The following is a 25,716-nucleotide window of genomic DNA, read 5'->3' on the forward strand; positions in this document are numbered from 1 at the left end:
GGGGCTTTTTTGTGGGAACGTTCAGCCTAGGTTAGGGTGCGGACAGATAAGGATGTGACATGACACATAATTTGAAGACGATTTTGGCAGCCGGTGCTGCACTCACACTCTTGGCGGCCTGTGGCGGGGGCGGGGGTAGCAATACGCCGACCACCATCATAACGCCCCCTCCCGTGAGCGAAGGTCCGACCTTTGAAGCCGGGAAATTTGACCCCGCCAGCGATTTTATCGATCAATGTGAAAACCCACGCGCGGGCACGTCTGACCGGGCGGGGTCGACATTGCTGGAAAAGTTCTGGTTGCGATCTTGGACGGATGAAACCTATCTTTGGTATGACGAGGTCACAGACCTCGATCCGGCGAGCATAGCCGACCGTCTGGATTATTTTGCAGAATTACGGACATTTGCGACGACGGCTTCCGGCAAGCCCAAAGACGAGTTTCATTTCAGCATTGATACGGAAACATATGAAGCAGACCGCGCGGGCGAAGCCAGCGCCGGATATGGTGCCACATTCCGCCTTCTCAGAACATCTCCGCCGCGCGATATTCGCATTGCCTATACGCAGGATAATGGTCCAGCGGGCGAAGAGGGAGGCTTCCTCCGCGGTGATAAAATCCTCGAAGTCGACGGGATTGATGCCGTCAATGGGGCCAATACACAGGCCGATCTCGACATTTTGAACGAAGCGATCTTCCCGACACGTGTTGGCGACACGCATATTTTCGTCGTTGAAGATACGAATGGCACGCAACGAACCGTCACACTCGAAACCGCGGATGTCGTGGAACTCCCCGTCACGGACACGGCCGTCATTGATACAGAGAGCGGAAAAGTTGGTTATATTCACTTCACGACCTTCTCTCCCTTCACGTCTGAAAAAGCCATCTATGACGCTATGATTGAAATGGAGGATGAGGACATTTCCGATCTCGTTCTTGACCTTCGCTATAATGGGGGTGGTTTGCTGGCCGTTGCGGCGCAAACAGGATTTATGATTGCGGGCGATGCGGCGACGGATGGGCGAACCTTTGATCGGCTGACATTCTCGGACAAAAACCCGACAATTAATCCTGTCACAGGCCAAACTTTACGCCCGACACCGTTTTTCGGAACCGGATTGGACTTCTCCTTGGATGAAGATGTGGACCTCCCGGAATTAGATCTGGACCGCGTTTTCATCTTATCGACGGAACGAACATGTTCCGCCTCAGAAGCCGTAATTAATGGTCTGCGCGGGATTGATGTTGAAGTCATCCTGATCGGGTCAAAGACCTGCGGTAAGCCTTATGGTTTCTATCCCACAGATAATTGCGGCGAGACCTATTTCACCGTCCAGTTCCGGGGCGCGAATGATAAGGGCTTTGGCGATTATGCAGATGGATTCGAACCGGAAGGCACATCGGCCTTCGGTGTTCAAACACCGGGCTGTAACATTGAGGATGATTTCATAGGACAGTTGGGCGCAGAGGATGAAACGCTTCTCTCCGCCGCTCTTCAATTCCGGGAAGACGGGACCTGCCCTTCCCCCGATGTGAGTGTCGCGCAATCAAAAACACAGACGCCCGACATATTTATCGATAGTCCCGCAGATATGTTGTCTGATGATCGTGTCCGCGATCTTGAACGTCTCCGCACGCTTCGTATTGAGGTGGAATAATGATGCCTTTTCGGATAGCGGCGATGACAGGGGCAATTATCGGGATGACGGCCTGCGCCTCAACATCATCAGCCCCTCGCCCGGCTAAGCTCACCTCGATGCCGGATTCTGAACAGATGACGGCGATTAAATCCGCCGTCAAAGAGGCCATGAAACGGGATGATCTTGATATGGATCCGGGTCGATTAGTTGATACGCCGCGCCTGAAGGTCCGCCCGAAAGTTGTAGAGGGGCTAACGGACCGCGTTCCCGGAACGCCAACAAATATGACCCTCATGACGGACGGGTCTATTTGCTGGTTACAGGATGACCGTGGTCCTATGCGCGTCAATCTGCCTGAAGGGTTGAACTGCGCTTAACCACGTTTCAGGCTAAGAGCTCCAGACGGCCCGGGTGATCCATCCAGATCATCGGGCCGTTTATCATTTCCACCCAGCCCCGCACACGCACACGCGCCCCCGTCAGGGTCAGCGGAGCGATCGCTTCAAATGCGCGGACATTTTTGCGGGCAATCGCGATGGTGAAGTCGGTTTTGTAATCCGACCCGAAATTTAAATAGACGCGTCCCCGCACATCCGCCACCGACGTAATGACACCTTCCACGATTTGAAGACTATCAACATATTGCGCCAATGGGTCAGGGTCAGGCGCGCGGACGGCGTAAAATTCATCCGCCCAGATACCGCGCTGCCTGTCGCGCGCAATAGTCTCCAACGCATAAAGCGCCCCCATATCCGCTGTCTCGCCGCGCCAGCTATAGACACGCGCGAGGCCCAGTCGGATCATTTCACCCTGCACCCAAAGGTCATCCTGTCCTTCAGGTGTGAGCGTTTGAACCTGCGCCACGGCCCGCCCGAAACGGTCACGTTTAGTTTTGCCATAACTCAGTCGGACGGTGCGACCGCCAATCAGGGCTTTAAGTCCCGCTTTCGCTTCTTCTGAAAATGGCCAAGCTTTGTCTGAACGCTGTCGCGTTCGCGGCGCCTGTATGGCGGAAAGGCGGACGGCCAACTCGCCTTCCTTGAGGGCCATCACAAAACTATCGCCGTCGATGATGCGGATAACGCGGCCCGTTTCGCCTGCGCTTAGATCCACGGGAGGAAAGCCCTTGGCATGTCCCATAACAAAACTTGCAGCCAGCGCAGATACAATTGTCGCACGGCGGGTCAATCGGATTTGTGATGTGTCTTGAGACGACATAGCGCTATAGTCTCACAGATTATGCGCGCCGTCGAATAGGAAAATACAACTATGTCTGAACCCATTGATCTCTACTGGTCCTTCCGCTCACCCTATTCCTATCTCGCATTGAAACAGATCAATGACATCGCGGCGCGTCGGGATGTCGAATTTAACGTGCGGATCGTCCACCCGCTCGCCATTCGTGATCCGGAGTTTTTTGTCAGTCGCGGGATGCCATGGATTACCTATTTGCTAAAGGATGTCTTTCGCTTGGGAGAGATGACAGAGCAAACGATTTCAATTCCCAAACCTGACCCAATTGTACAAGACTTGACCAATGCGAAAATCGCAGAGGATCAGCCTTACATTTACCGGCTCGCCTATCTTGGAATTTTAGCGGCTGAGTCTGAATGCGGGCTAGATTTTATTACAACCGTCAGCCCCATCATATGGAGCGGCGAAGATTGGACGGCAGAAAACCGCCTGTCAGAGGCTTTGAGAAATGTCGGTATCGACTTGGCTGCATTAGAGGCGAAGATCTCCGGACATCAAACGGAATTGGATGCCAAGCTGGACGCAAATGACAAAGCCCTGCGCGAGGCAGGGCATTGGGGTGTTCCGACAACTGTCTTACGCGGCGAACCGTTTTTCGGGATGGACCGTTTGGATGCTTTGGAATGGCGTTTGGATCAACTCGGGGTAAGCTAAATCAGTCTTTTTTGAAAAGCTCCCTTGCGACAACCGCACCAACCAATGCAGCTATTGCAGCTGCGGGGATGGGGTTTTTTCCTATTTCTCGTAGAACATGTTGAACGGAAGGGTCGCTCGCCAGAGAATCAGGCAAAAGTCCTGTCAGCGTGTCTTCCGTTTTCGTCGTAGGCAATATCTGACGCCCTTTCTTAGAGGCCGCCAAACGTTGTTTTATCAATATCAGGAGTGCACCCGAAAAGAAGATGACGGCCATCGCCAAGAAAGCCACCACGAGTGAATAGGTCGCCATTAGCCAGACAAACAAGGCCGCCAACAGGAAAAAAAATCCGAAAAAGGTCAAAGCGGAAAATGCAGAACGCCCGACCAAATTTTTGATCGGGCCTTTCGTCGGCCCCTTCAATAATAAAGGGAGCACGAAGGTCAGTAATCTTAGCATCTTAATGGGAAAGTCCTATCGACGGGTCAGAAGGCCCAAGACCATACCGGCGCCGACTGCAATCGCTACAGAGGCTAGTGGGTTTTCCTTAATCGATGCCTCAGCCTGCGATGACAGGTCGTCATATTTTGCCTTGGCAAGGTCAACTCTCTCATGGGCCATCGCTTTCGCGCTTTCGGCTTTTTCCGTAACTGTCACTTTCGTCTGCTCTTTCAGTGTTTTCGTCAGCAGAGCAACGTCGGCGCGTAGGACTTCAATTTGTGCCGACAGGTCAGTCTCAATGGGTGTCGCTGTTTTCTTAGCAGGCATATTTTTCTCCTTGGTTTCAAATTGTCAAAATCAACATATCTTGCAAAACCAACGTGTCCGCGGACGAGTCCGTTCCAAGAATTTTGAGAAAAATTATCCAGCCTAAAGTGTGTCTATATAATCGTCGGCGACTTCATCCGAATCGACGACGATCTCTTCAACTTCCTCAAAAATGGCTTCCATTGCCCCGAGGGCTTCAATCCCGTCTTCGTCATGTTCATAATCACCGGATTGTAAAATGACCTCTAGATTTGCGCGGGCACGACTGACGCGGCTCTTGATCGTTCCCGTTTTGACACCGCAAACCTCTGCGGCTTCCTGATAGGAAAAGCCCCCTGCCCCGACGAGGATAAGGGCCTCGCGCTGATCATCGGACAACTCATCCAAAGCCTGTCGCAACTCGTTTAGACGGACGGCTGCGACGGGTGTTTCAACAGAGACGATTGTTTCCGCTGCGATTTCAGGGTCCAGCGATTGCCGACGCCAAGACCGTCTTTTTATTGAATAAAATTGATTGCGTAAAATCGTGAAGGCCCAAGCCTTCATATTCGTTCCGGGCTTGTAACTCTCCCGCGCAGCCCAGGCCTTGATGAGGGCATCCTGCACAACATCATCAGCCAAGGTCGAATCTTTGCAAAGGGACCGGGAAAAGGCCCGTAAATGCGGAATTAGAGATGTGAGTTCTTGGCGAAATTCCGATTCAACAAATTTCGGTATATCATCTCCCGATGTCTTATCGTCGTTGGATTTCGCCATATTAACTCAACTTTCTAGTTTACGCTTCGGCTTGTCGAAATCGGCCATTTCATCCGGCACCGGTTCACTGACGACATCATCATAGATTGATTTGATGTCTTGTCCGACTTTATCATGATTTGACCGACGCTTTACACTGCCTTTTTTACTTTCGCCATTGCGTTTCGTCATATTGTCCTCCTTTGATTGATTGAGGTTAAAGTAAACCTCATCATTTTTTTGATGTAACTTAAAATGCGGTTTGCATTTAATTACAGTCATAGAACGACGTAATTTATAAACTGTTCCAAAGTAACCACAGTCTAACGCCGCGACATTTTGGCGATCCCGGGTGGATTCGAACCACCGGCCTCCAGATTAGGAATCTGATGCTCTATCCGACTGAGCTACGGGACCTTGAAGACTGGCCTTCGTCCACTTTACGGACGTCGCAAGGCGGGGATCATCCGCGCCAAAACATTGTCCTTGGAAATGAAATGGTGTTTTAACGCACCGCCCACGTGCAAAACAAACAGTACTATTATCAATTTCGCCCCGATCTCATGCAGGAGTTTGAACCGTGCTTCAACAGCATCAGACGCTGAAATGCCCGGCAGGTCCGGCAGCGGGATGAGGTAAAACAACTCGTTCTCAATGGGAAGACGTGAGGCGCTAATCATCGCCCAGCCTAAAAGCGGCATGCCAATCATTAAGACGTAAAACCCGATATGGGTAATCTTGGCCGCCACAGTCTCCCAGCCCTTCATGCCGTCTGGCAAAGCGGGTGGCGGGTTCATGAAACGCCAGATTAAGCGACCGAGAGACAGGACTAAGACCAAAATCCCAAAGCTCTTATGCCACTGATAGATCGCGAACCGATTAGGCATCCACTCATGGGTCATCAGCCAGCCGAAAAGGACAAGTCCGATAATTAACAGCGCGATCGCCCAGTGAAACGCAATCGCAACCCGTGAATAACTCTCCGATTTCGTCGCCAATTACTCAACCTTTTGAAATTCAACCTCGACCATAATTTCGATATCATCGGCTGACGGCGCATAAGTATCAACACCAAATTCAGAGCGTTTAAGTTGGCCCGTGGCAGAGACGCCAAACATATCGACGCCGCTGCGGAAATGATTGCCAACTTTATTGATTGTCCCCGTCAGGGTGAAAGGCTTAGTCACATCTTTAATGGTCAACTCACCCGTGAGTGTGCCGTAACCGTCAGTCAATTGCTCAATATTGGTCGAGACGAATTTAATCTCAGGATAGTTTTCAACATCGAAGAAGTCAGCAGATTTGATTTTTTTATCCCAAGATGAAACGCCTGTATCAATATCCTTGGTCGGCAGGATGACTTCCAGTGTAGAATTTTCAGGGTTTTCATTGTCGAACACTACCGTCGCATTGGTCGTGCCCCAACGGATGATAGGTTTGGAATAGCCCTGATGCCAGTATTGAAAGGCGACATAGGCATGGCCCTGCTCTGACTCATAGGTGCCGGAAGGCAATTCTGAGAGGTCCGCGCCCGCCTTCACTATCTCAGCGGATTGCTGGGTGACGTCAGTGAGGGTCTCGGTCTTGGCCTCAATTTGCGATGCGGTCTCGGCATTACAGGCGGCGAGACATAGGGCGGCGGAGGCGGTAATGATGCGGTGGAAATGTGGCATAGTCTGTTCCTTTAAAGCGTATCGGTCGTCGGGATGACGGTCTTAACCTGTGACCTAACCCTTTTACGTCTCGCGGGCGTCAGGCGTTCAGACAGGATGCGACAAATCGGTCAATTTGGCCTCAAAACCCGACCAATCGTCATTTTCCGCGATGGGCTGCCAGAGCGCGCCAATCTCCTCATAGAGCAGACTTGCGGCGCGGTCCATTTCCGGCGGCGCGGAGACGGGCTCAAATTGCGCATAATCCGTTGCCCAATCCGTCCAGGCCTGCCCCTCATAAGCTTCGGCTTGCAAACTGTCCGCACGCCCTGCCCCGCCATGCCAATCATGCCAGAATTGCGGCCAAGGCGTTTGGCTGTCTTTCAGGAGTTGGAATGTCGTTTGGATGAAGGCGTTATCCGTGGCTGCGCCTTTCGACGTAACGCCAAGCCGTCGTAGGACATGTGCATTCAGCGCCGCTTGATAATGATCGGCAAAGTTTTCCAATGATGCGATAAGCGGCGCATCTTCCGTGATGAGCGAGAGTGATTGCGCCAATTGCGCGAGGTTCCACCCCATTGCATCAGGTTGTCGCCCAAAGGCATATAGCCCGTTATGATCGAAATAGGCGGCGGTAAAACCCGGCTCTAAATAAGGGAGGAAACGATACGGACCGTAGTCAAAACTCTCCCCCGTGATATTCATATTATCCGTATTCATGACGCCGTGGACGAACCCCGCTGCCATCCAGGACGCGACCGTGTCGGCACTGGCTTTGACGACTTTGTCATAGAACTCGGCCACATTTGTCGCGCCAGCATAAAAATGCCGGATACAATATTGAACGAGCGCTTCAAGATTCTCCGTCTTGCCGAAAAAGGCCTGCCGCTGAAATGTACCGAAGCGGATGTGACTATGGCTCAAACGGGTCATGACGGCGGCGCGGGTCGGGGACGGCTCATCATGGCGTTGCAGCGCTTCGTCCGTTTCAATCAGAGCTAATGTCCGGCTGGTATTGACCCCCATCGCATGGAGATGTGTCGTCGCCAACGCTTCACGAACCCCGCCGAGCAAAGTGAGCCGACCATCGCCGGACCGCGAGAAAGGCGTCGTGCCGGAGCCTTTGGTCCCGAAGTCTAGAAGTTTCTCCTCATGTTCACATTGCGCAAAGAGGAACCCGCGCCCATCCCCGATGTCTGGATTATAGTGGCGGAATTGGTGACCGTGATAACGTAAGGCCAGCGGTTCAGGGAGACTGCCCTCCAACGGTTTGAAATGAAGAAAATAGTCGACGACTTGGTGATCCGTCAAATTCAGTCCTATGTCCTTTGCGAGATCCTCATCGAAATATCTCACGCCGACCAGATTGAAATCCGCAGGTTCAACCGCGTCGTAAAAGTCATCTCCCAATTCATGGATGGACGTTCGGGGTTCGAAACTACTCATGCGTCAGCTTTCAAAATAAACCGCCGAATGAGAAGCGCGCACAACCCCAACGTAATCGTAATCGTCAGCGCGACACTCATCAGGATGACCGAGGCCATGAAAGCTGAGGTTTCCGGAAAGCCGAAGGGCTCGGACGCCGCGACGACAACCGCCTGATAGCCCCCGACATTACCAGGCATGACCGAGAATATACCCGCCAAGTTCACCAATGCTGTCGAGGCAAATCCGAACAGGCCGGGTGAGGCAACAGGCGCACTCGCGCTCATAATCGCAGTGAACCCTGAGCCGATAAACAGCCAGATGGCGAGTGAGGTGGAGAGCATCACGGCATGGTTGGGCAGTGTGTTCACGACAGAGAGGGCGCGGCCAATTTCACCCAGCCGTGTCATATGCGGGCGGGCCTCCACAAATCTGACGAGGGGTTTGAGGAAAAAGCAGGTGAGGAGATAGCCAAGCAAGAGCGCCGCAATGACGCCCGTCGCAATGCCGCGCGTGCCGGCCTCAAACGCGCCGTTCAAGGCTATTGTGACGGACAGAATGAGGACCAGCATAAACAGATCGATCAACCGCTCAGCTATCCACAGCGCGATGACGGAGAGCGAATGCGACCCGAATTTCCGAACCCAGACCGCGCGGTAGCCTTCCCCCAAACGCAGAGGCGTGACCGCCCCGATCATGAGGAGCCACGGGAAATCGGTGAGGATATTCTTCCAAGGCACGACGACGACTTTGCGCAAGAGAAAGCCAAACCGGAACGCCCGCAATCCGGTTGCCGCGAGAAAGCAGAGCGCAAATACACCAATCGCCATAATGATTGGACCAGACATATATCCCGCCCATTCCGCCCAACTGGGCAGACGGTCCAATGTCTTGAACAGGAACCAGATGAGCAGGAGCCACACAAGAACAGAGATGCCGATTTTAAGGTATTTCAAGACAAGTTTCCGTTCGATAGTTAGGGGCGTGTTAATGGCTTCCGTACCCGTTGGAAACCCCTCGAAAGCGTGGTGACCGTGGACATGCAAGTTTCAACGTGACAAAGCCCACCTCGAATTGAAGGCCGTCCGGGCTGTATTAAATGAATGAGATTATCATGGCGCGACCTGATATTATTATCGCGGGCTCCCCCCGGTCCGGCACCTATTGGATGGTGGACCTGCTGGAAACGCGGTTCGGCATCGCCTTCCCGTCCGAAACGCATTTTATCTCGATTTTCGAAGACTATCTCTGGCTCTATGGCGATCTGAATAAGCGCAAGAACCGCAAGCGCCTCCTGCGCGATATTTTTCAATTCGTCTCCATCTGGACCTATAATTCACAGGATTCGGATGAATACCGCGCGGGCATTCGGCCCAGTTCTTTTATGGCGATTTATGACGAAGGCTTGTCTGATTCCGTTCTGGATGCCTCCACCGATTATCCAAGCCTGATAAGCGCCCTCTTCTCCGAATTTGCAAAGCTGAAAGGCGCAGATGCGGTCGGGGATAAGAGCGCCCATTACCGGGTCAAACCGACACTCGATACGCTGGACGGATTACAAGACGTCAAAATCGTCCATGTCGTGCGCGACGGTCGCGACGTCGCCAAGAGCTGGATCGCACAATGGTTCGGCCCGAAGACCTATGCCAAAGCCGGGCATCTCTGGTCCGAACATGTCAGCGGATTTGCAAAATGGGGCGCGAGTAATCCGGCCCGCTATCTGGAATTGAAATATGAGGATATGGCGACGGATTTGGACGCCTGTCTCACGACACTGTCCGGTTTTTTAGGACGGCCTGTCTTGGAATCCAAAGGCCCATCGGCAACGGCGGCCGCGCTCTCCCACACGGATAGCCATGCGAAAATTCAGAGTATGAAAGCGTCTGATAATATTGAGAAATGGCGAAACTTGCCCAATAAAGATCGCGAAGATTTCGAAGCAACAGCGATGCCTTGGTTACGCGATTTTGGCTATCCAGTTGATGATCCGAATATCAGATCGCCCAAAGTACCGCACAAATTTATAGACATCAGCAAGCATCAATTCACCGTATGGGTGAAACACCAACTCCCGATCATCATTCGGCTGTCCGCGCTGATCCATTTTCCCATCCGGAAGATTTTCATTCGCGATAAGACATCCATCTGGCAAGCGCCGATTAAACTGGATTAAGCGCCCAAGCCCTGCAAACGCGGGAAGTGTCGACGCAGAACATCGGCGGCATCCAGTGGAATGGATTTCGCCTTTGGAAAGGCCCGTGCAAAGTTTAGAAATCCGTGCGGCATGGCCTTTTCGTGGTGATAGGTCACCTCCACACCATGCGCGCGCAAATTTTCCGCATATAATTTTCCTTCATCCCGCAACGGGTCCAGCCCCGCCGTGAGAACATAGGCGGGCGGCATATGGCTGAGGTCTTTTTCTAGCAGCGGTGATAAACGAGTTTCATGCGGATCCGCGCCGGCAACGTAATGTTCATCAATAAATTTCAACGCCATGAAGCCGAATTGCAACCAATCCTGTGGTCCCGGCTTGGGCGGCTTTAACGCGACGAGTTGCATGAGCGGATAAAGCAATATCTGGCTTTTAATCTGATGCCGGTATTTTTGCGCCAGATACGCCGCCATATTGCCACCCGCACTATCGCCGCCAATCGCGATATTTTTGGGATCAATGCCGTAGCTCTCCAGCCCCAAACCTTCCAAGGCCCATTGCAAAACCGTCTCGCAATCCTCCGGTCCCGCAGGATAAGGATGTTGCGGTGCAAGGCGGTAATCCACAGACAGGACCCGGCACACCGCGCCATTGGCAAGACGCCGTGTAATCCCCTCATGGGTTTCAATATCGCAGGTCACAAACCCGCCACCATGCAAATAAATCAGGCAAGGCCCGCTCGGTTCATCCGCGCCAAAGGGCACAAAGAGGCGGCACGGAATGGCGTCTTCACCCTCCCCGATATTAAAATTTTCTGTCCGGGCCATGCGCGGGCCGGGGAGGTCAAATTGGTTCGTGACGCGGCGAAAGCTGTCTTGGAAGACGTTGATGGCATCCGGGTCGAATTTAAATTTTTCCAACTGAAGCTGGAATTTTGACGGTTTGTCATCCGCCGCATTTTCTTCCATCCGGCGCTTTATACGCGCAATGAAATTATCCGGCTTTTTCGGCTCATTCATCATACATCTCCGGCATAGGGCGGCGCCGGATCGTACTGCATAGCGCGCTGCACATCGCGGGCGAATTGCGGTGTGAAAATCTGTCCCGTCAACCAGAGCGCCATGTCTATTCCGGCAGATACGCCGGCAGAGGTAAGCAGATTGCCATCGCGGACATAGCGCACATAGGGCACCAATTCGCCCGCGAGACCTGCCTCCTTGAACTCCTCAAATGCGGCCCAATGCGTCGTGAGGCGTTTTCCATCCGCCAGTCCAGCCTTGGAAATCAGGAACGCGCCCGTACACACGCTCGTGACCCATTGGCAGGTCGGCGCGATATTTTCGAGCCAGTCTATGAAAACTTTATCCTGCATCAGGGGCCGCGTCCCCGCACCGCCCGGAATGCAAACGATATCAAGTTTTTCAACATCCGAAATGGCGGCGTCCGTCAGAACGCGGAGTCCTTTGACCGCCCGCACCTCTCCGCCGGACGGACTGAGAAGATGCATACGAAACGGTTCGGTTTCACCCCGGTATTTCTTGACCTCATTGACCATGTTCCAGACTTCCCAAGGGCCCACGAAATCCAGTTCTTCAACATCGTCGAAGATCACAATGCCAATATCCATCATCCCGAAAATCCTCCATCATCCAGAAAGGCCTGCTCCCCCTCTGCCATATCCCGACCGAGAATTTTATTACGATGCGGAAAGCGTCCGAATTTCGCGATAATATCGCGGTGGATAATGGCGAATTTCAGCGTGTTATCGTCGTCCAACCGCGCATCGCAGAGTGCGATACAGACCTCTTGGTCATCTAAGTTCTCGCTGTGCATATAGGGCATATATGCAAAAGGTCGTTGGGTTTGGTTGAGGCGGAGGTCGCCCCCATTTTTAACGAGATGTTTGGCAGATGCTAAAGCCAAGCCATCCCAGGCAAACATGCCCGGCGTGGCGCGATACATATTGCGCGGAAATTGATCGAGCGCGAGGATGAGCGCGAGATGCGATTCCGGTCCGCCCGCTTCCCATTTTTCGCGCATCGCAGCATTGGCGGCCAGCGCCATAGCCGTTGGTTCGAACTCCATCCGTATCGTCGCATCAAATGCATCGGTAGATTTAAACCACCGCTTTTTCGCGGCGTCCGAGAACCAGAAATCGAGGATATCGGACGCGGTTTTCATTTAGAGCCGAACAGTCCCGCCGTGAATGCCCTTGAAAACATCCGCATCTACCGTCGCATAGGTTCCGGATTTCGGATCGGCGAAATAGATCGGGTCTGAAATCTTGGCGGGATCAAAACCGGCCTTGACCAGATTCGTTTTCTTGAACTTGAACGTACTCGTCGTATCGGACTCTTTCGACAATCGTAGGAAGACCGGACGCGCATAATGCGGCAAGTTCTTCTCAACATGCGCTTTTAACGCTTCGAGGTCCGGTTCTTCCTCGGACACGATCGCGGCCATGCCCGCACGACCGTCATAGCCCGGCACCTCGACACCGTAGACATTGGCCTGTGTGACGCCTGGGAAGGTCGACAGAACGGCTGCGACTTCACCTGTCGCCACATTTTCCGCCTTCCAGCGGAAGGTGTCACCGACGCGGTCCATGAAGTAATAATAGCCATCCTCATCCCGTTTCATCAGGTCGCCCGTGCGGAACCATGTGTCACCTTTTTTGAATACATCGCGCAGGATTTTCTTCTGTGTGTCTTCCTTTGTGCCGTAACCTTCAAAGCGGAAACGTGGGTCATCTTGGCGGATTTCACCAATCATTTCGCCGACCTCATTCAGGTCTTCGCGAATACAGAATCCGTCCGCCCCGCGTGGATTTTGTCCGGTTTCGACATCATAGCGAATGACATCAATATTGAATTTCCACGCCAGATAGCTCGGCACCCGACCCACTGCGCCGACGGGACCGTCGACATTAATTAGGCTGACATTGCCCTCGGTCGCGCCGTAAAATTCGATGACATGCGGAATGTTGAAACGGCTGACGAAACTCCCCCAGACTTCAGGGCGAAGGCCATTGCCCATAATCCATTGGATTTTGTGCTTCCGCTCATTCTCATTGGCGGGTTGCGAGAGGAGGAAGCGGCAGAGTTCTCCGACATAGGTGAACATTGTCGCGCCGTATTTTACGGCATCATCCCAAAATTTTGAGGCCGAAAATTTCGGGATAATAATGACTGCACCGCCATAGGTCAGCATCGCGCCACTGCCGACCAAGCCACCCGTGGCATGATACATGGGCAGGACCATCATCATGCGATCGCTGGGCCCGGCCTTCGCGCCCTTGCCCATACCACGCATGTAATTCTGTGCGCGGACATGCGTGACCTTTGCGGCCTTTGGCATGCCCGTGGTACCAGAGGTAAACATCTTCATCGCCATGCCGCCAGCCGTGAGACCATCCCGCACGGATTTAGCCGGACGGTTCGGAACGAGATCAACCAGCGCCTCGTCAAAGCTGTCATAGCCCTTAATATCGCCAAAGGCGGCCCAGACTTTCGGGTCGCCCTTAACCTGCTTCTTGGCGGCGGACCATTGTTTCGCCATTTCGACATCGACGATTATATGCGCGGCGTCGGAAATATTCACGCAATGTGCCAGTGCTTTGCCTGCGAGTTGATAATTTAGCAGTGCAGGAATGACGCCGAGTTTGGATAGTCCAAACCAAAGCGGAATATATTCCAATCGGTTGCGAGCGAAAACTGCGACAGTGTCACCCTTTACCAGACCTTGCGCGCCAGCCCAAGCAGCGACCCGGTTAGCATAGGTTTCCATATCGTCATAGGTCCATTCGCGCTCGCCTTCGATAAAGGCGATGTTGGTTCCAAACGCATCGACGCGGCGTTCCAACTCATCCGCGATGAGGTGGTTGGATTCCGCATCCACATCCTTCACGGAGCGCAACATACGGAGCAATCCGCCCACATATTTAATCTCGCGTGATAATGAAAAGCCCATGCCCGTTCTCCCGGTTCTTGTTGTGTCGGGCGCACATTAAGGCGGGCGATGAAAAAGGAAAGTCCAGAGACGATAAAACCCTGTCACCTTTGGGAAATGACAGGGCCTTATTCTGACTTTGGGCACCCGGGTGGACGGGAGTAATGTCCGGGTCCGGGCAACGTGGGAACTTTGGGATGCCTCCCTGGGTTCAAAACTATTTTTGCAATGCGCGTGCCAAGTGAACAGGGGCGTTTTTGACGCTTTTCACGCGAATTTTCGCACCCCTGTCCAAATTTCAGACAGGGTGTGTTTCAATATGGGACGTTAGGGCCGCGGATAACCAGATAGGCTGATATTTGTAGTCCCGTTTTGCAAACAGGTTCCGTCGGCTTGCGGCGTCGTTCCCACCGGACAGGGTGCAGATTCGATCTGCGTATCAGGCAGGCGGTATGTGTTGCCTTGCGTCTGTGGAATGCGCGTTAGCGTTCCATTTTGGGAGTTCGGGTTCACACCTTGTGGACGGATTTGACCGGAAGCCGCCAAGCGGAAACCCTCAATATAATTTGGCGGGATAAAGACGGGTGTCTCACCGCCATCACGATCCAGTACGAGAACAGTCAAACCATCAAACCGTGCGGCATCCAGACGATCTGCAGGTAAGAACACGCGCAGCGTTTCCTCTCGCGCGCAATCGACAGAGCGGGAAGTCACGACCTCTCGTCCACCATATCCATCACGCGGGAAGAAATCGAGCTGACGCCTGACGGTTCTGCCCGGATTACTCTGCCGACGGGGTGTTGAACGCGTCGTCTTTGGCGGTGCAGAGCGTGTCCGCTTTGGCGGCGTAGAACTGCGCGGCGCAGGCTGCGCACGTTGCGGGGCTGCCCGACGTGGCGACGGATTACTCTGACGCCGTGGCTCCGCGCGTCTGGGTTCTGCGCGTTGCGGCTGTGGGGCCGTTTCGCGTCGTGTCTCAGTTCGTCTCGGCGCGCTTCGTCTTGTCTCAGACTGTCTCCGCTCCGCGCGTTCGGGCGCGGCACGACGTGGCTCAGCCCGTCTGGTCTCTATCTGTCTGGGTTCGGAACGGCGCACTGCATCGCGATCAGAACGTGTCCGCGTGCCCATTTCCAAACGACGCGGTGGGTTTACACCGCGTTGCGCGCCGCCCCGTGTACCGGATCGACCGCTATAGGAGTCGACACGACCAAGATTGCGGCGATCTTCATCGCGTTTAATCCGTTCCGCGCGTTCCCGGTCCTGGCGTGCGTCCCGACGGTCATCACGATCACGGATTTCGCGCCGTAATTCGCGATTGTCGCGTCTTAGGTTTCTATTGCGCAAACGCGGTTGTGAATAGCCCCGACTGCTATAGCCGAAACCGTAGCCGCGATCCCGATATCCACGCGATCCGAAGCCAAAGCCGAACCCGCTATTTGCGAATCCGTAATGCCCGGCATAATGACGGTAGGGTCGATAAATCCCGATACTCGGGCCGCCATAATAGGCCGTGTGGTCATAGACGACATTTTCGACGCGGCTGGAACATTCCAGAATACGACTATCGCGTGTCACGACGGGCGCGAGTTCACCATTGAGGAATAGCGCATCGCCATAGCCGCGTCCGTCATAGGGGTCGTCCGAGGGGGAATTATAATAGATATCCATTTCCAAGAGCGCACCATCGCGCAAGAGCTGTCCGTCAATGGCGACGGCCTGATCCATAGACCGCAACCGTACAGAGGCCGCAACAGTTGGATCCTGTTCAAACGGATCAAAAGGCGCGGCGATAAGTTCGCGCTGGCCCGTGCGGGGATTAATTTCTTCCGTCACATCACGCGCAATTTGATCCGCCGGAATGGAAGGAAAACCGGGCGCAGCCTGCACCATCGTAGGCGCAGACGCATAAGGCGGCGTGGGTTTGGATTGCGCATGGACGGTCCCCGCTGTCATCAGCGCCGCCCCCGTTAGGAGCCAGAATCGTGTAGTGCGGAAATGTGTCATGGTAGCCATGTCTCACATTAAGCCTGAAGCAAGACTGAGAGTCACGTTAACACTGTATTCATGTTTAACGCGGCTCAGAAGTTATCCTTCAAGGCGCGGCGGCGTCCGAGCTCTTCTGCACTGCCCGCCGTGATGAACGGATTGGTCAAACGTTCCGCCGCAACCGATGTCGGGACAGTTGGAATATTCTTCTGCCGCTTGGCTTTTGCCTTGGCGACAGCTTTCAAAAGCGCCGCATTATCGGGTTCAACCGAGAGCGCGAATTTCGCGTTTGAGAGCGTGTACTCATGTGCGCAATAGAGCGCGGTCTCGTCAGGCAGAGCCATAATTTTCGACAAGCTATCCCACATCTGCTGCGGCGTGCCTTCGAATAAACGCCCACAGCCCAGAGCGAAAATCGTATCACCGACAAAGGCAGCTTTCGCATCGGGAATATGAAAGATGATGTGCTCATCCGTGTGACCCGGCGTGTGCAGGATCTCGACGCGGTGACCGGCGAAGTCGAAGCTATCTCCCTCGCCCAGTGTCTCGTCAATCGCGGAGATTTCACCCGCGACACGGTGCGGCCCGCGGACTTTTGCACGATAGCGACGCTTCAACGCGACATTGCCGCCCGTGTGGTCTGGATGCCAATGCGTGTTCCAGATTTCGGTCAGGGTCCAACCGCGACGTTCACATTGCGCGGCAATCTCCCGCGCATCCGGCGTATCGACGGCGGCCGTTGCGCCCGTCTCCGCATCATGGATCAGGAAGCCATAATTATCCGACAGGCAGGGGAAGAGGGCGATTTCAAGCGACATGGGCAGTCTCCTCTTCCGGTGGTTCACCAACTTTTGCGACAACGCCCATGACCACAACACAAATAAGCGGCCACGCCATGAGTAGGATGTATAAGCCGATATTCGCATTCCCGAGCGTTTCATCGACCTGATAGGCCTGTCCCGTGAGGCCAAAGGCCAACCAAATTATGGCTGTCAAAGCCAACCCGACCCAAAGCGCAATCCGCACGCGTTTTCGCGGACGCATCGCGCTATCCAGCAGCCAGAACACAATCGCGGCATAGGCGGCATTGCCGAGTAGACCCGCAGGTGAATTAAACATCTTCTCGCCCTGCCCCGACCCGCCAAAGATAATCGCATCCGCGAGAAATGGCAGAGTGAAGGCGAGTAATCCGGTGATGAGTCCGGTACGTGTCACAATGGGGCGTTTGAGGGTTTCGGTCATGAGCGACCTGTAAGCGGGATTTGCATCAGTGACAACGAGTCAGATGAGCCTGCGCGATTGTCTTACAGCCGGACGCTCAGTCGCACCGTCTTCAGTCCAGCAAGCGCGGATTACGTGTCAGATGAAATGGGAACGAACCACAGATATGAAAAAGCCGCCTCATATGAGCCGGCTTTTCAAAAAATCTATGTGGGAGTTCCGATTACCCCGTAAATTGCATCGCGAGCCAGTCAGCGATGAGCGCCGGCTTTTCTTCGCCCTCAATCTCGACCGTGACTTCATAGGTCAGCAGGAATTGCCCCGGGCGTTTTTCGTCGAAACTCTTGAGCTTGAACACGCCGCGGACCTTCTTGCCGACTTTGACGGGGGCAAGGAAACGGACTTTCTCGAACCCGTAATTCACGCCCATTTTAATGCCCTCAATAACGAGGCCGCCGCCTTCGCTAAATTTGGACAGCAGGGAGAGCGTCAGGAAACCATGCGCAATCGGACCGCCAAAAGGTGTCATTTTCGCCATTTCGGGATTCACGTGAATGAATTGATGATCTTCCGTGACATCCGCGAATTGGTTGACGCGGTCCTGTTCGATCGTGATCCACTCGGATGTTCCGATTTCGGTCCCGACAATGGAGGCGAGTTCTGCGGCTTTTACGGATTTCATGGTAGTCCCCTTGGTTAGTACTGGTTCGCTTCGGCAAACTCATTCATGTGGTAATGTGCATCTCCCATCAGTTCTTGCAAGACCCGAATACGTTTCATGAAGAGGCCGATATCATATTCATCCGTCATGCCGACGCCGCCATGCATCTGCACGCCCTCCTGCGACGCGAGTTTCGCAACAGAGCCGAGCTTGGCTTTCGCCATCGCGCAATAGAGCGCAGCGTTCTCGTCGCCCTCATCCAGCGCGGTCAGCGCGCCGATAACGGCAGAGCGGGCAATTTCGACTTCGGAATAAAGATGCGAGCTGCGATGCTGCAGCGCTTGGAAGGAGCCGATGATTTCGCCAAATTGTTTGCGTTCTTTGATATAGGCGACGGTATCTTCAAAGGCTTGCGCGCCCGCGCCGAGCAATTCCGCCGCCGCAATGCCGCGCCCTGCGGTGAGAACCGCGTCCAACACCTCCATGCCACCATCGAGCGTGCCGAGCAGAGCATCGCCGTCCACTTCGACATCGTCAAAATCAATGCGGGCGGCATTGCGCGAATCGACCATGATGGTCCGCTCCGTGGAGACGCCGTCTGATTTTGGATCGACGAGGAAGAGCGAGAGCCCCTCCGCATCGCCCTCTTCGCCAGAGGTTCGCGCGACAACAATCATCTTGTCTGCCACATGCCCATCCACGACCATGGCCTTGGAACCGTTCAATTTAAACCCGTTGCCGGACGGTTCAGCCGTTGTCGCTGTCCCGCGCGGATTGTGTTTCACGCCCTCATCCAGCGCGAGTGCAATGATCGTTTCGCCAGAAGCGATCTTCGGCAGCCATTCCGATTTCTGTTCGTCCGAACCATATTTCAACGCGGTTGCCGCGAGGATAGCTGTCGAGAGGAACGGAGACGCCGTCAGGTTCCGGCCCATTTGCTCGGCGACGAGACCCGCTGCGAGATAGCCCATATCCACGCCGCCATGCTCTTCGGGCACGACAATGCCAGCAAAGCCCATTTCGGCCATATTGGCCCAGAGCGCGCGGTCAAATCCCGTTTCGTCATTGGTATCGCGGAGTTCGCGCAAGGCTTTGACGGGGGCTTTTTCGGCGAAGAATGATTGCGCCATATCGCGCATCATGACTTCATCTTCGTTGAGTACGAGTGCCATTTTTTATTCCTTTAATACGATTGTCTTTGCAGTCGTTAAATGTGATCGGCGCGGCTGTCGCCGCCTGCCTTTCGGACCACCATTAAGGCGGTCCGCGCTTCGCTATCGACGATTATCAATCGTCGATTTAACGCTACGCGCCAGGCAGTTGAAGGATATGCTTGCTGATAATGTTCAACTGAACCTCACTCGTGCCGCCTTCAATGGAATTGCCTTTCGTCCGCAGCCAGCTGCGCGCCATCTTGCCGTCATTGGAACGTTCCGATTCCCACTCCAGACCCTCATGGCCCGTTGCATCCATCATCAATTCGAACTTTCGCTTATTCAGCTCTGTGCCGTAATATTTCAGCATGGAGCTATCCGCGCCGAGGGAGGCGCCCGCTTTGGCTTCGGCCAATTTACGTTTCATGGTCAGGTTAAACGCCCATTCGTCAATCTCGGCTTCGGCCACTTTTGCGCGGAGCATCGGGTCGGCGAGCTTGCCATCCGTCAGACCGAGTGACCCTGCCGCGATTTCGTGGAGCGGACGTGTGACACCTTCCTGATTGCCGATCATTTCCCGCTCATGCGTCAGGAGATATTTCGCGATGGACCAACCCTTATGCTCTTCCCCGACGAGGTTTTTCTTGAGGACTTTGACATCCGTCAGGAAGGTTTCACAGAATGGCGACCGGCCGGAAATGAGTTTAATCGGACGCGCTTCCACACCCTCACTCGCCATGTCGAACAGGACGAAGGAAATGCCGTGATGTTTCTTGCCCGTATTATCCGTGCGGACGAGACAGAAAATCCAATCGGCTTGGTCGGCATAGGATGTCCAAACCTTCTGCCCATTGACGATATAGTGATCGCCCTTGTCTTCGGCCTTGGTCTTGAGTGAGGCGAGATCGGAGCCTGCGCCCGGCTCTGAATATCCCTGACACCAACGGATTTCACCGCGCGCGATGGGCGGTAAATGCTCAAGCTTCTGCTCTTCCGTGCCGAATTTCAGCAGGGCCGGCCCAAGCATCCAAATGCCAAAGGAGGAGAGCGGGTTTCGCGCATTGATGCGCTTCATTTCCTGCAAGAGAACAATCTCTTCCTGACGCGACAATCCTGCCCCGCCATATTCCTTTGGCCAGGTTGGGACGGTCCACCCTTGCGCGACCATGCGCTCCAACCAGACTTTCTGCGCTTCACTTTGGAAGGTGAAATTCCGACCACCCCAACAGGCATCTTTGTCGCCCTTCATCGGGGTCCGCATTTCTGCGGGGCAGTTGTCTTCCAGCCACGTGCGGGCTTCGGTTCTAAATGTATTTAAGTCAGTCATCTTACTCTCCCTGTTGGGGTCCCTATTTCTGGAACTCGCCCTTTTGGATGCGGGTTAGGAATTTGGCTCCCTGTTGCCCGCCATTTGTAAATTCTTCCATGTCCGACGTGTCGCGAATTTTATCGATTAATTTCGCGACATTTTCCGCCGTTTGGTCACCTTCTGCGAGGTTGATGCCGGAGGTTTCGAACACTTTGGTTTCGGAATAGCCTCCTGCCCCAGCGCAGAGGATCATGCGATTGGGCGCGTCGTCGCACACGAGATAGACCAGACCTGCCGATACAGACTCAACCGTCAGCTTTTCTAGAATTTCTTCCGGCATCAGATTTTCCGTCATGCGGGACCGCGCCGTTGGCGAGAGCGTGTTGACGCGGATGTCATATTTCGCGCCCTCAAGGCAGAGCGTGCGCATGAAACCGGACAGGCCGGCCTTTGCCGCCCCGTAATTTGTCTGACCGAAATTGCCATACATGCCGGAGGACGATGTCGTCATGACGATGCGGCCATAGCCATTCGCCTTCATGTGGTTCCAGACAGCTTTCGTGCAGAGCATGGAGCCTTTGAGATGAACCGCGACGACCAGATCCCAATCCGCGACGTCCATTTTGGAGAAGGATTTATCGCGCAAGATACCCGCATTATTGACGAGGATGTCGACCTTGCCCCATTTCTCAATCGTCGCATCGACCATGGCCTGGACTTCATCGGCATTGGTGACGTTTGCGCCATTGGCCATAGCCTCGCCGCCCGCCGCAATAATTTCTGCGACGACATTCTCCGCCATCGTCGCGCCGCCGCCTGTACCATCCACAGACCCGCCAAGGTCGTTGACGACAACTTTCACGCCACGCGCCGCGAGGGCCAGCGCGTGCGAGCGACCGAGGCCTCCACCTGCGCCGGTGACGATTGCGACGCGGTTTTCGAATTCAATTTTATTCATGTTTTTCACCATTTTGCGTGGGCTTCCAACTCAATTTCCAAAGCATCAAGATGTTCGCCATTTTCATCCACATCAATCATTCTGAAAAAGACGTTGCCTTTTCCAAATGAAAACGAAGATTGCCTTTTCGCCTTCGTAATATCTAAAAAATAGACTTTAGCCGATCCTTTACGCCCACTATTTCTTTTGTTTCCGTATTCATCTTTTCTTCTAAGGAGCCGAAGACATTTCAACTCGGCTTCTTTTGGATTCGTAGCTCTTACAAAACGTGTAGTATAAAACCCCATAAGCGTTTCACCGTCTTCACGGTCCATCAAAAAGTTCTCACCTTGAATGAGGCACTTATAACGGGGCAAGATCGGGCTCTAAGCAACTTCAAAAAGCCCAGCCGCGCCCATGCCGCCTCCGATACACATCGTACTCACAACATATTTCGCACCCCGACGTTTACCTTCGATCAAAGCATGCGCAGACATCCGTGCGCCACTCATCCCATATGGATGGCCCACAGAAATCGCGCCGCCATTGACGTTCATTTTTTCCATCGGAATGCCGAGTTTGTCCGCGCAATAGAGTACCTGCACGGCGAAAGCCTCATTCAGCTCCCACAGATCGATATCTTCCATTTTCAGACCATGCTGCGCGAGGAGTTTTGGCACGGCATAGATCGGGCCAATGCCCATTTCATCCGGCTCGAGCCCTGCGACGGCCATGCCGCGATAATAGCCAAGCGGCTCCAGACCGTGCTTTTCAGCCGTCTTGGAATCCATCAGGACGGAGACGGACGCGCCGTCGGAAAGCTGTGATGCATTGCCCGCCGTGATCGTTTTCCCCGGACCGCGCACAGGTTTCAGGCCGTTCAGACCTTCGATATTCGTGCCGGGGCGGTTGCCCTCGTCTTTTTCCAATGTGACCTCATGTTCGGTCACTTCTTTCGTTTCCTTATTCATGACTTTCATCGTCGAGGCGAGCGGGACGATTTCGTCGTCAAAGGCGCCCGCTTCCTGCGCGGCATGTGTGCGCTGCTGCGAGATCAGCGCGTATTCGTCCATCCGCTCACGCGAGACGCCGTAACGTTCCGCCACAATCTCCGCCGTGTCGATCATTTGGATATAGGCGTTGGGGTGTTTCTTGATGACGTTCATATCGGGCGCAACGCGCATTTCCGGCGTTTGGACCATGGAAATGCTGTCCACACCGCCGCCAATGGCAATGTCGACTTCGCCGCACATAATCTTGCGCGCGGCAATCCCAATCGCGACCATGCCGGAGGAACACTGACGATCCACGCTCATGGCGGGGACAGTCACGGGCAGGTTTGAGGCGAGCACCGCATTCCGGCCAATCGTGACCTGAACGCCCTGTTGCAAGGCACAGCCCATAACGACGTCTTCGACCAAGGCCCCGTCAATCCCGGCGCGTTTGACCGCGTGGTCGATACAGTGACCCGCGAGTGTCGGGGACGGCGTGTTGTTGAAAGCCCCGCGATAGGCGCGGCCAATCGGTGTACGGGCGGTAGAGACGAGGACGGCTTCGCGCATGGGAGAACTCCTGAACGGTGGACTTGGAAAATTGAATATGATTCAGTTATGCCCTATTGCGCGCGATAATCAAATGACGTTTATGAAAGTCTCTATGCAAAAATTACCGGACACGACCGTATTGCAACTCGACCTCGCGGAAGGCTGGCTGACAATCTGGCTGGATAACCCGAAAAGTCGCAATGCGATCAATGACGCGATGTGCGCGGAATTGCTCGCCGTGATGGACAGCGTGCGCGATGACCGTTCCGTGCGCGGGATTACCTTGCGGGGGAAGAACGACATTTTCTGCTCGGGCGGGGACCTGAAAAGTTTCAACGCCATGCAAGCGCCCGGCGTGACGCAAGCCGAAGTCGCCAAGATGAATCGTGGGATTGGCGATGTGCTGCTGTCGTTGAATGAAATGCCGCAAGTCGTCATCGTCCTCGTCGAGGGCGCAGCCATTGCGGGCGGGCTTGGCCTGATGTGTTGCGGAGACGTGATTGTTGCGACAGAGGACGCGAAATTCAGCCTGACCGAGACCATGATCGGCATTCCGCCCGCCCAAATCGCGCCCTTCGTCGTGGCGCGGGTCGGCCTGCCCATGGCGAGACGGATTATGCTCACGGGGGCGAGATTTACAGGACGCGAGGCGGTGGATTACGGATTGGTCGACCACGTGGTGGTCAGCCTCGACGAATTAGATGAGAAAGAAGCCGAGATAAAACGCGGCGTCATGAAATGCGCCCCCGGGGCCATCGCGGCGACGAAACACCTCATCCTCTCCTCACGCGATAAATCCGGCGCGGAGATGATGAATCATGCGGCGGATGTGTTTGCGGACTGCATGCTGTCTGATGAGGGCAAAGAGGGCATAACGAGCTTTGTTGAGAAGCGGAAACCGAATTGGAACAAAAAATGAGAGCTTTAAACGTACACAAATTCCAAGATTATCACAAACACGCGGTCGAGGATGTCACTCCCTCGCCTATGAAACCCGGCCATGTCCGCATTGCACTAAAAGCGGCAGGCGTGAACTTCCCGGACATCTTAATCGCAGAAGGCAAATACCAAGCCCAACCGCCCTTCCCCTTCATCCCCGGCGGGGAAGCTGCAGGCGTGATCAGCGAAGTTGCTGAGGATGTGAAACATCTCAAAGTTGGCGACCGCGTCGCCTATCTGGGGCAGGTCGGGGCCTTTGCGACCGAAGTCCTCGCGCCCGTCGCCGTGGTTGGCCCGATTGGCGATATGCCGTTCGACATCGCTGCGGGCTTGGTCCTCGTTTACGGCACGTCCTATTATGCCTTGAAGCAGCGTGCGAACCTGCAACCGGGCGAAACGCTCGTCGTGCTCGGCGCGGCGGGCGGTGTCGGATTGGCCGCCGTCGAACTCGGCAAAGCCATGGGCGCGCGCGTCATTGCCTGTGCCAGCACGGATGAGAAACTCGCGGTCTGTAAAGAACACGGCGCGGATGAAGGCATCAATTACTCAAATGATATGGACCTGAAAAAAGCCATCAAAGAGTTAGGCGGCGCAGACGTGCTCTACGATCCGGTCGGCGATAAATTTGCGGAACCCTGCGTCCGCGCGATGAATTGGGGCGGGCGTTATATGGTTATCGGCTTCGCCGCAGGCGACATTCCGCGCATCCCGCTCAATCTCTGCCTCCTCAAATCCATCGATATTCGCGGCGTGTTCTGGGGCGCGTGGACCCAACGCGACCCAAAAGCCCATATGGGCAATATCGCCGAGATCATGCAAATGCTGCAAAAAGGCCAGATCAAACCGCGCATCAGCAATCACTACCCGCTAGAGAAATTCGCCGACGCATTTGACGAGTTGACGAGCCGCAAGGCGATGGGGAAAGTCATTCTGACGATGGGTGAATAAAATTAGGATGTCACACCGACGCGGCCAGTAGGGTCGCCCGGTGCCCATGTCGTGAAATTTGCAGTGAAAATGAATATCTGCCTATTTCGCTGGCCTCACGGAATGGGTACCGGGCGGCTTCACCGCGTCGGTATGACAGGAATAAAAATTACGCGGCAGCACGATGGAAAATCTACTCACTTTTATCTCTGCCTCTATCCTGATCGAACTCACACCCGGCCCGAATATGGCCTTTCTCGCGCTGATCAGCGCGACCAAGGGACGGCGGCATGGGTTTGCCACAACGGCGGGGATCGCGATTGGGCTCTTACTTATTGGGCTGCTCAGTGCGGCAGGCGTGGGGGCTCTTATCACGCAAAATCCCATTCTGTTTCAAATTCTGCGCTGGGGCGGAATTGCTTATTTGCTCTACCTCGCATGGGAAGGTTGGCGTGAAGCGGGCGAGAGCTCACCGCAAAAAGCCGAATCGGCGTCCAGCGATTTGACCTATTTCCGGCACGGTCTGACGGTCAATCTGCTCAACCCGAAAGCGGCCTTGTTCTACATCACGGTCCTGCCGACCTTCCTCTCCTCGCGAGAGGCGGATTGGTCAGAGATTTTCGGTCTGACCGTGCTCTATGTCGGGATCGCGACAGTCGTGCATCTTTTAATCGTCACCTTTGCGGGTACATTTCACCGTTTTCTGGACGATCCGAAACGGAGCCTTTGGGTGCGGCGAGTACTCGCGCTGGCTTTGGCGCTCACGGCAATCTGGTTCGGTTGGTCAACGCGCGCGGCTTGATAAGTGGACAACGCTCAAAATCAAC

29 protein-coding genes and 1 tRNA gene are annotated in these 25,716 nt (G+C 54.3%); 7 read left to right on the forward strand and 23 right to left on the reverse strand.

Annotated elements, in window-relative coordinates; translation table 11 throughout:
- Positions 1 to 59: 59 nt before the first annotated feature.
- Together ACP9M6_RS12765 and ACP9M6_RS12770 are read left to right on the forward strand one after the other, a co-directional pair.
- Positions 60 to 1,661: a S41 family peptidase gene (locus ACP9M6_RS12765; RefSeq protein WP_427451680.1), complete on the forward strand. Its 1,602-nt coding sequence runs from the start codon at positions 60 to 62 to the stop codon at positions 1,659 to 1,661.
- 23 nt (positions 1,662 to 1,684) lie between these two features.
- Entirely contained in the window at positions 1,685 to 2,020 is a 336-nt protein-coding gene (locus tag ACP9M6_RS12770) for a hypothetical protein (protein ID WP_427451682.1), read from the forward strand.
- A gap of 7 nt (positions 2,021 to 2,027) precedes the next feature.
- Here ACP9M6_RS12770 and ACP9M6_RS12775 read toward each other — a convergent pair whose 3' ends face one another.
- Positions 2,028 to 2,861 (reverse strand): thermonuclease family protein, encoded by an 834-nt coding sequence (locus ACP9M6_RS12775; protein WP_427451684.1) that lies wholly within the window; start codon positions 2,859 to 2,861, stop codon positions 2,028 to 2,030.
- A gap of 51 nt (positions 2,862 to 2,912) precedes the next feature.
- Between ACP9M6_RS12775 and ACP9M6_RS12780 the strand changes: the two genes are divergently transcribed.
- Positions 2,913 to 3,551, forward strand: a complete 639-nt coding sequence (locus ACP9M6_RS12780; RefSeq protein ID WP_427451687.1) for a 2-hydroxychromene-2-carboxylate isomerase — start codon at positions 2,913 to 2,915, stop codon at positions 3,549 to 3,551.
- Position 3,552: 1 nt separating this feature from the next.
- Here ACP9M6_RS12780 and ACP9M6_RS12785 read toward each other — a convergent pair whose 3' ends face one another.
- From ACP9M6_RS12785 to ACP9M6_RS12825, 9 genes are all read right to left on the reverse strand, one after another.
- Positions 3,553 to 3,894, reverse strand: a complete 342-nt coding sequence (locus ACP9M6_RS12785; protein ID WP_427451689.1) for a hypothetical protein — start codon at positions 3,892 to 3,894, stop codon at positions 3,553 to 3,555.
- A gap of 111 nt (positions 3,895 to 4,005) precedes the next feature.
- A complete protein-coding gene (locus tag ACP9M6_RS12790; protein ID WP_427451692.1) occupies positions 4,006 to 4,299 on the reverse strand; it encodes a DUF883 family protein in 294 nt (97 codons plus the stop codon).
- Positions 4,300 to 4,401: 102 nt separating this feature from the next.
- Positions 4,402 to 5,055 carry a sigma-70 family RNA polymerase sigma factor gene (locus ACP9M6_RS12795; protein WP_427451694.1) on the reverse strand — a complete coding sequence of 218 codons (654 nt, stop codon included), beginning with the start codon at positions 5,053 to 5,055 and terminating at the stop codon, positions 4,402 to 4,404.
- A gap of 6 nt (positions 5,056 to 5,061) precedes the next feature.
- Positions 5,062 to 5,226 (reverse strand): NepR family anti-sigma factor, encoded by a 165-nt coding sequence (locus ACP9M6_RS12800; RefSeq protein WP_427451695.1) that lies wholly within the window; start codon positions 5,224 to 5,226, stop codon positions 5,062 to 5,064.
- A 148-nt stretch (positions 5,227 to 5,374) separates the two neighbouring features.
- A tRNA-Arg gene (locus ACP9M6_RS12805) sits at positions 5,375 to 5,451 on the reverse strand.
- A gap of 23 nt (positions 5,452 to 5,474) precedes the next feature.
- Complete coding sequence (locus tag ACP9M6_RS12810) at positions 5,475 to 6,032, reverse strand: cytochrome b (protein WP_427451696.1); 558 nt, start codon at positions 6,030 to 6,032, stop codon at positions 5,475 to 5,477.
- Positions 6,033 to 6,707 carry a YceI family protein gene (locus tag ACP9M6_RS12815; RefSeq protein WP_427451697.1) on the reverse strand — a complete coding sequence of 225 codons (675 nt, stop codon included), beginning with the start codon at positions 6,705 to 6,707 and terminating at the stop codon, positions 6,033 to 6,035. It abuts the gene before it with no gap.
- An 87-nt stretch (positions 6,708 to 6,794) separates the two neighbouring features.
- Positions 6,795 to 8,132 (reverse strand): protein adenylyltransferase SelO family protein, encoded by a 1,338-nt coding sequence (locus ACP9M6_RS12820; protein ID WP_427451698.1) that lies wholly within the window; start codon positions 8,130 to 8,132, stop codon positions 6,795 to 6,797.
- Positions 8,129 to 9,067, reverse strand: coding sequence for a lysylphosphatidylglycerol synthase domain-containing protein (locus ACP9M6_RS12825; protein ID WP_427451699.1), 939 nt, complete (start codon positions 9,065 to 9,067; stop codon positions 8,129 to 8,131). Before ACP9M6_RS12825 ends, ACP9M6_RS12820 begins: the two co-directional genes overlap by 4 nt.
- A 143-nt stretch (positions 9,068 to 9,210) precedes the next feature.
- Here ACP9M6_RS12825 and ACP9M6_RS12830 point away from each other — a divergent pair, with 143 nt between their 5' ends.
- Positions 9,211 to 10,284: a sulfotransferase domain-containing protein gene (locus tag ACP9M6_RS12830; protein ID WP_427451700.1), complete on the forward strand. Its 1,074-nt coding sequence runs from the start codon at positions 9,211 to 9,213 to the stop codon at positions 10,282 to 10,284.
- On the opposite strand, the gene ACP9M6_RS12835 is transcribed toward ACP9M6_RS12830, so the two are convergent.
- The 13 genes from ACP9M6_RS12835 to ACP9M6_RS12895 form a co-directional block, all read right to left on the reverse strand.
- Positions 10,281 to 11,285 (reverse strand): alpha/beta hydrolase, encoded by a 1,005-nt coding sequence (locus ACP9M6_RS12835; RefSeq protein ID WP_427451702.1) that lies wholly within the window; start codon positions 11,283 to 11,285, stop codon positions 10,281 to 10,283. The two genes, ACP9M6_RS12830 and ACP9M6_RS12835, sit on opposite strands and share 4 nt — an antisense overlap.
- Entirely contained in the window at positions 11,282 to 11,893 is a 612-nt protein-coding gene (locus tag ACP9M6_RS12840; RefSeq protein WP_427451704.1) for a DJ-1/PfpI family protein, read from the reverse strand. Before ACP9M6_RS12840 ends, ACP9M6_RS12835 begins: the two co-directional genes overlap by 4 nt.
- The gene (locus ACP9M6_RS12845) at positions 11,890 to 12,444 is read right to left on the reverse strand and encodes a DUF924 family protein (RefSeq protein ID WP_427451705.1); all 555 of its coding nucleotides are present in this window, start codon (positions 12,442 to 12,444) and stop codon (positions 11,890 to 11,892) included. Before ACP9M6_RS12845 ends, ACP9M6_RS12840 begins: the two co-directional genes overlap by 4 nt.
- Positions 12,445 to 14,232 carry a long-chain-acyl-CoA synthetase gene (locus ACP9M6_RS12850; protein WP_427451707.1) on the reverse strand — a complete coding sequence of 596 codons (1,788 nt, stop codon included), beginning with the start codon at positions 14,230 to 14,232 and terminating at the stop codon, positions 12,445 to 12,447. It abuts the gene before it with no gap.
- Positions 14,233 to 14,538: 306 nt separating this feature from the next.
- On the reverse strand, positions 14,539 to 16,224 hold the full coding sequence (locus ACP9M6_RS12855) for a hypothetical protein (protein WP_427451708.1): 1,686 nt from the start codon (positions 16,222 to 16,224) through the stop codon (positions 14,539 to 14,541).
- A gap of 65 nt (positions 16,225 to 16,289) precedes the next feature.
- Complete coding sequence (gene gloB / locus ACP9M6_RS12860) at positions 16,290 to 17,015, reverse strand: hydroxyacylglutathione hydrolase (protein WP_427451709.1); 726 nt, start codon at positions 17,013 to 17,015, stop codon at positions 16,290 to 16,292.
- Positions 17,005 to 17,439: a hypothetical protein gene (locus ACP9M6_RS12865; protein WP_427451710.1), complete on the reverse strand. Its 435-nt coding sequence runs from the start codon at positions 17,437 to 17,439 to the stop codon at positions 17,005 to 17,007. The genes gloB and ACP9M6_RS12865 overlap by 11 nt, the downstream gene beginning before the upstream one ends.
- 202 nt (positions 17,440 to 17,641) lie before the next feature.
- Positions 17,642 to 18,100, reverse strand: a complete 459-nt coding sequence (locus ACP9M6_RS12870) for a MaoC family dehydratase (protein ID WP_427451713.1) — start codon at positions 18,098 to 18,100, stop codon at positions 17,642 to 17,644.
- Between the two features lie 14 nt (positions 18,101 to 18,114).
- Positions 18,115 to 19,251, reverse strand: coding sequence for an acyl-CoA dehydrogenase family protein (locus tag ACP9M6_RS12875; protein WP_427451715.1), 1,137 nt, complete (start codon positions 19,249 to 19,251; stop codon positions 18,115 to 18,117).
- Between the two features lie 133 nt (positions 19,252 to 19,384).
- Positions 19,385 to 20,560: an acyl-CoA dehydrogenase family protein gene (locus ACP9M6_RS12880; protein ID WP_427451717.1), complete on the reverse strand. Its 1,176-nt coding sequence runs from the start codon at positions 20,558 to 20,560 to the stop codon at positions 19,385 to 19,387.
- 22 nt (positions 20,561 to 20,582) lie between these two features.
- Positions 20,583 to 21,500 carry an SDR family NAD(P)-dependent oxidoreductase gene (locus tag ACP9M6_RS12885; RefSeq protein ID WP_427451719.1) on the reverse strand — a complete coding sequence of 306 codons (918 nt, stop codon included), beginning with the start codon at positions 21,498 to 21,500 and terminating at the stop codon, positions 20,583 to 20,585.
- A gap of 5 nt (positions 21,501 to 21,505) precedes the next feature.
- Positions 21,506 to 21,817, reverse strand: a complete 312-nt coding sequence (locus ACP9M6_RS12890) for a hypothetical protein (protein ID WP_427451720.1) — start codon at positions 21,815 to 21,817, stop codon at positions 21,506 to 21,508.
- A 48-nt stretch (positions 21,818 to 21,865) separates the two neighbouring features.
- Positions 21,866 to 23,041, reverse strand: a complete 1,176-nt coding sequence (locus tag ACP9M6_RS12895; protein ID WP_427451723.1) for an acetyl-CoA C-acyltransferase — start codon at positions 23,039 to 23,041, stop codon at positions 21,866 to 21,868.
- A gap of 94 nt (positions 23,042 to 23,135) precedes the next feature.
- Here ACP9M6_RS12895 and ACP9M6_RS12900 point away from each other — a divergent pair, with 94 nt between their 5' ends.
- The 3 genes from ACP9M6_RS12900 to ACP9M6_RS12910 all read left to right on the forward strand — a co-directional run bounded on the left by ACP9M6_RS12900 (position 23,136) and on the right by ACP9M6_RS12910 (position 25,691).
- Positions 23,136 to 23,942: an enoyl-CoA hydratase/isomerase family protein gene (locus ACP9M6_RS12900; RefSeq protein WP_427451724.1), complete on the forward strand. Its 807-nt coding sequence runs from the start codon at positions 23,136 to 23,138 to the stop codon at positions 23,940 to 23,942.
- Positions 23,939 to 24,910, forward strand: a complete 972-nt coding sequence (locus tag ACP9M6_RS12905) for an NADPH:quinone oxidoreductase family protein (RefSeq protein ID WP_427451726.1) — start codon at positions 23,939 to 23,941, stop codon at positions 24,908 to 24,910. Before ACP9M6_RS12900 ends, ACP9M6_RS12905 begins: the two co-directional genes overlap by 4 nt.
- Before the next feature lie 163 nt (positions 24,911 to 25,073).
- A complete protein-coding gene (locus tag ACP9M6_RS12910) occupies positions 25,074 to 25,691 on the forward strand; it encodes a LysE family translocator (protein ID WP_427451731.1) in 618 nt (205 codons plus the stop codon).
- Positions 25,692 to 25,716 lie beyond the last annotated feature (25 nt).

Source organism: Litorimonas sp. WD9-15, from assembly GCF_050271975.1.
In the GTDB taxonomy this organism is placed as follows: domain Bacteria; phylum Pseudomonadota; class Alphaproteobacteria; order Caulobacterales; family Maricaulaceae; genus Litorimonas.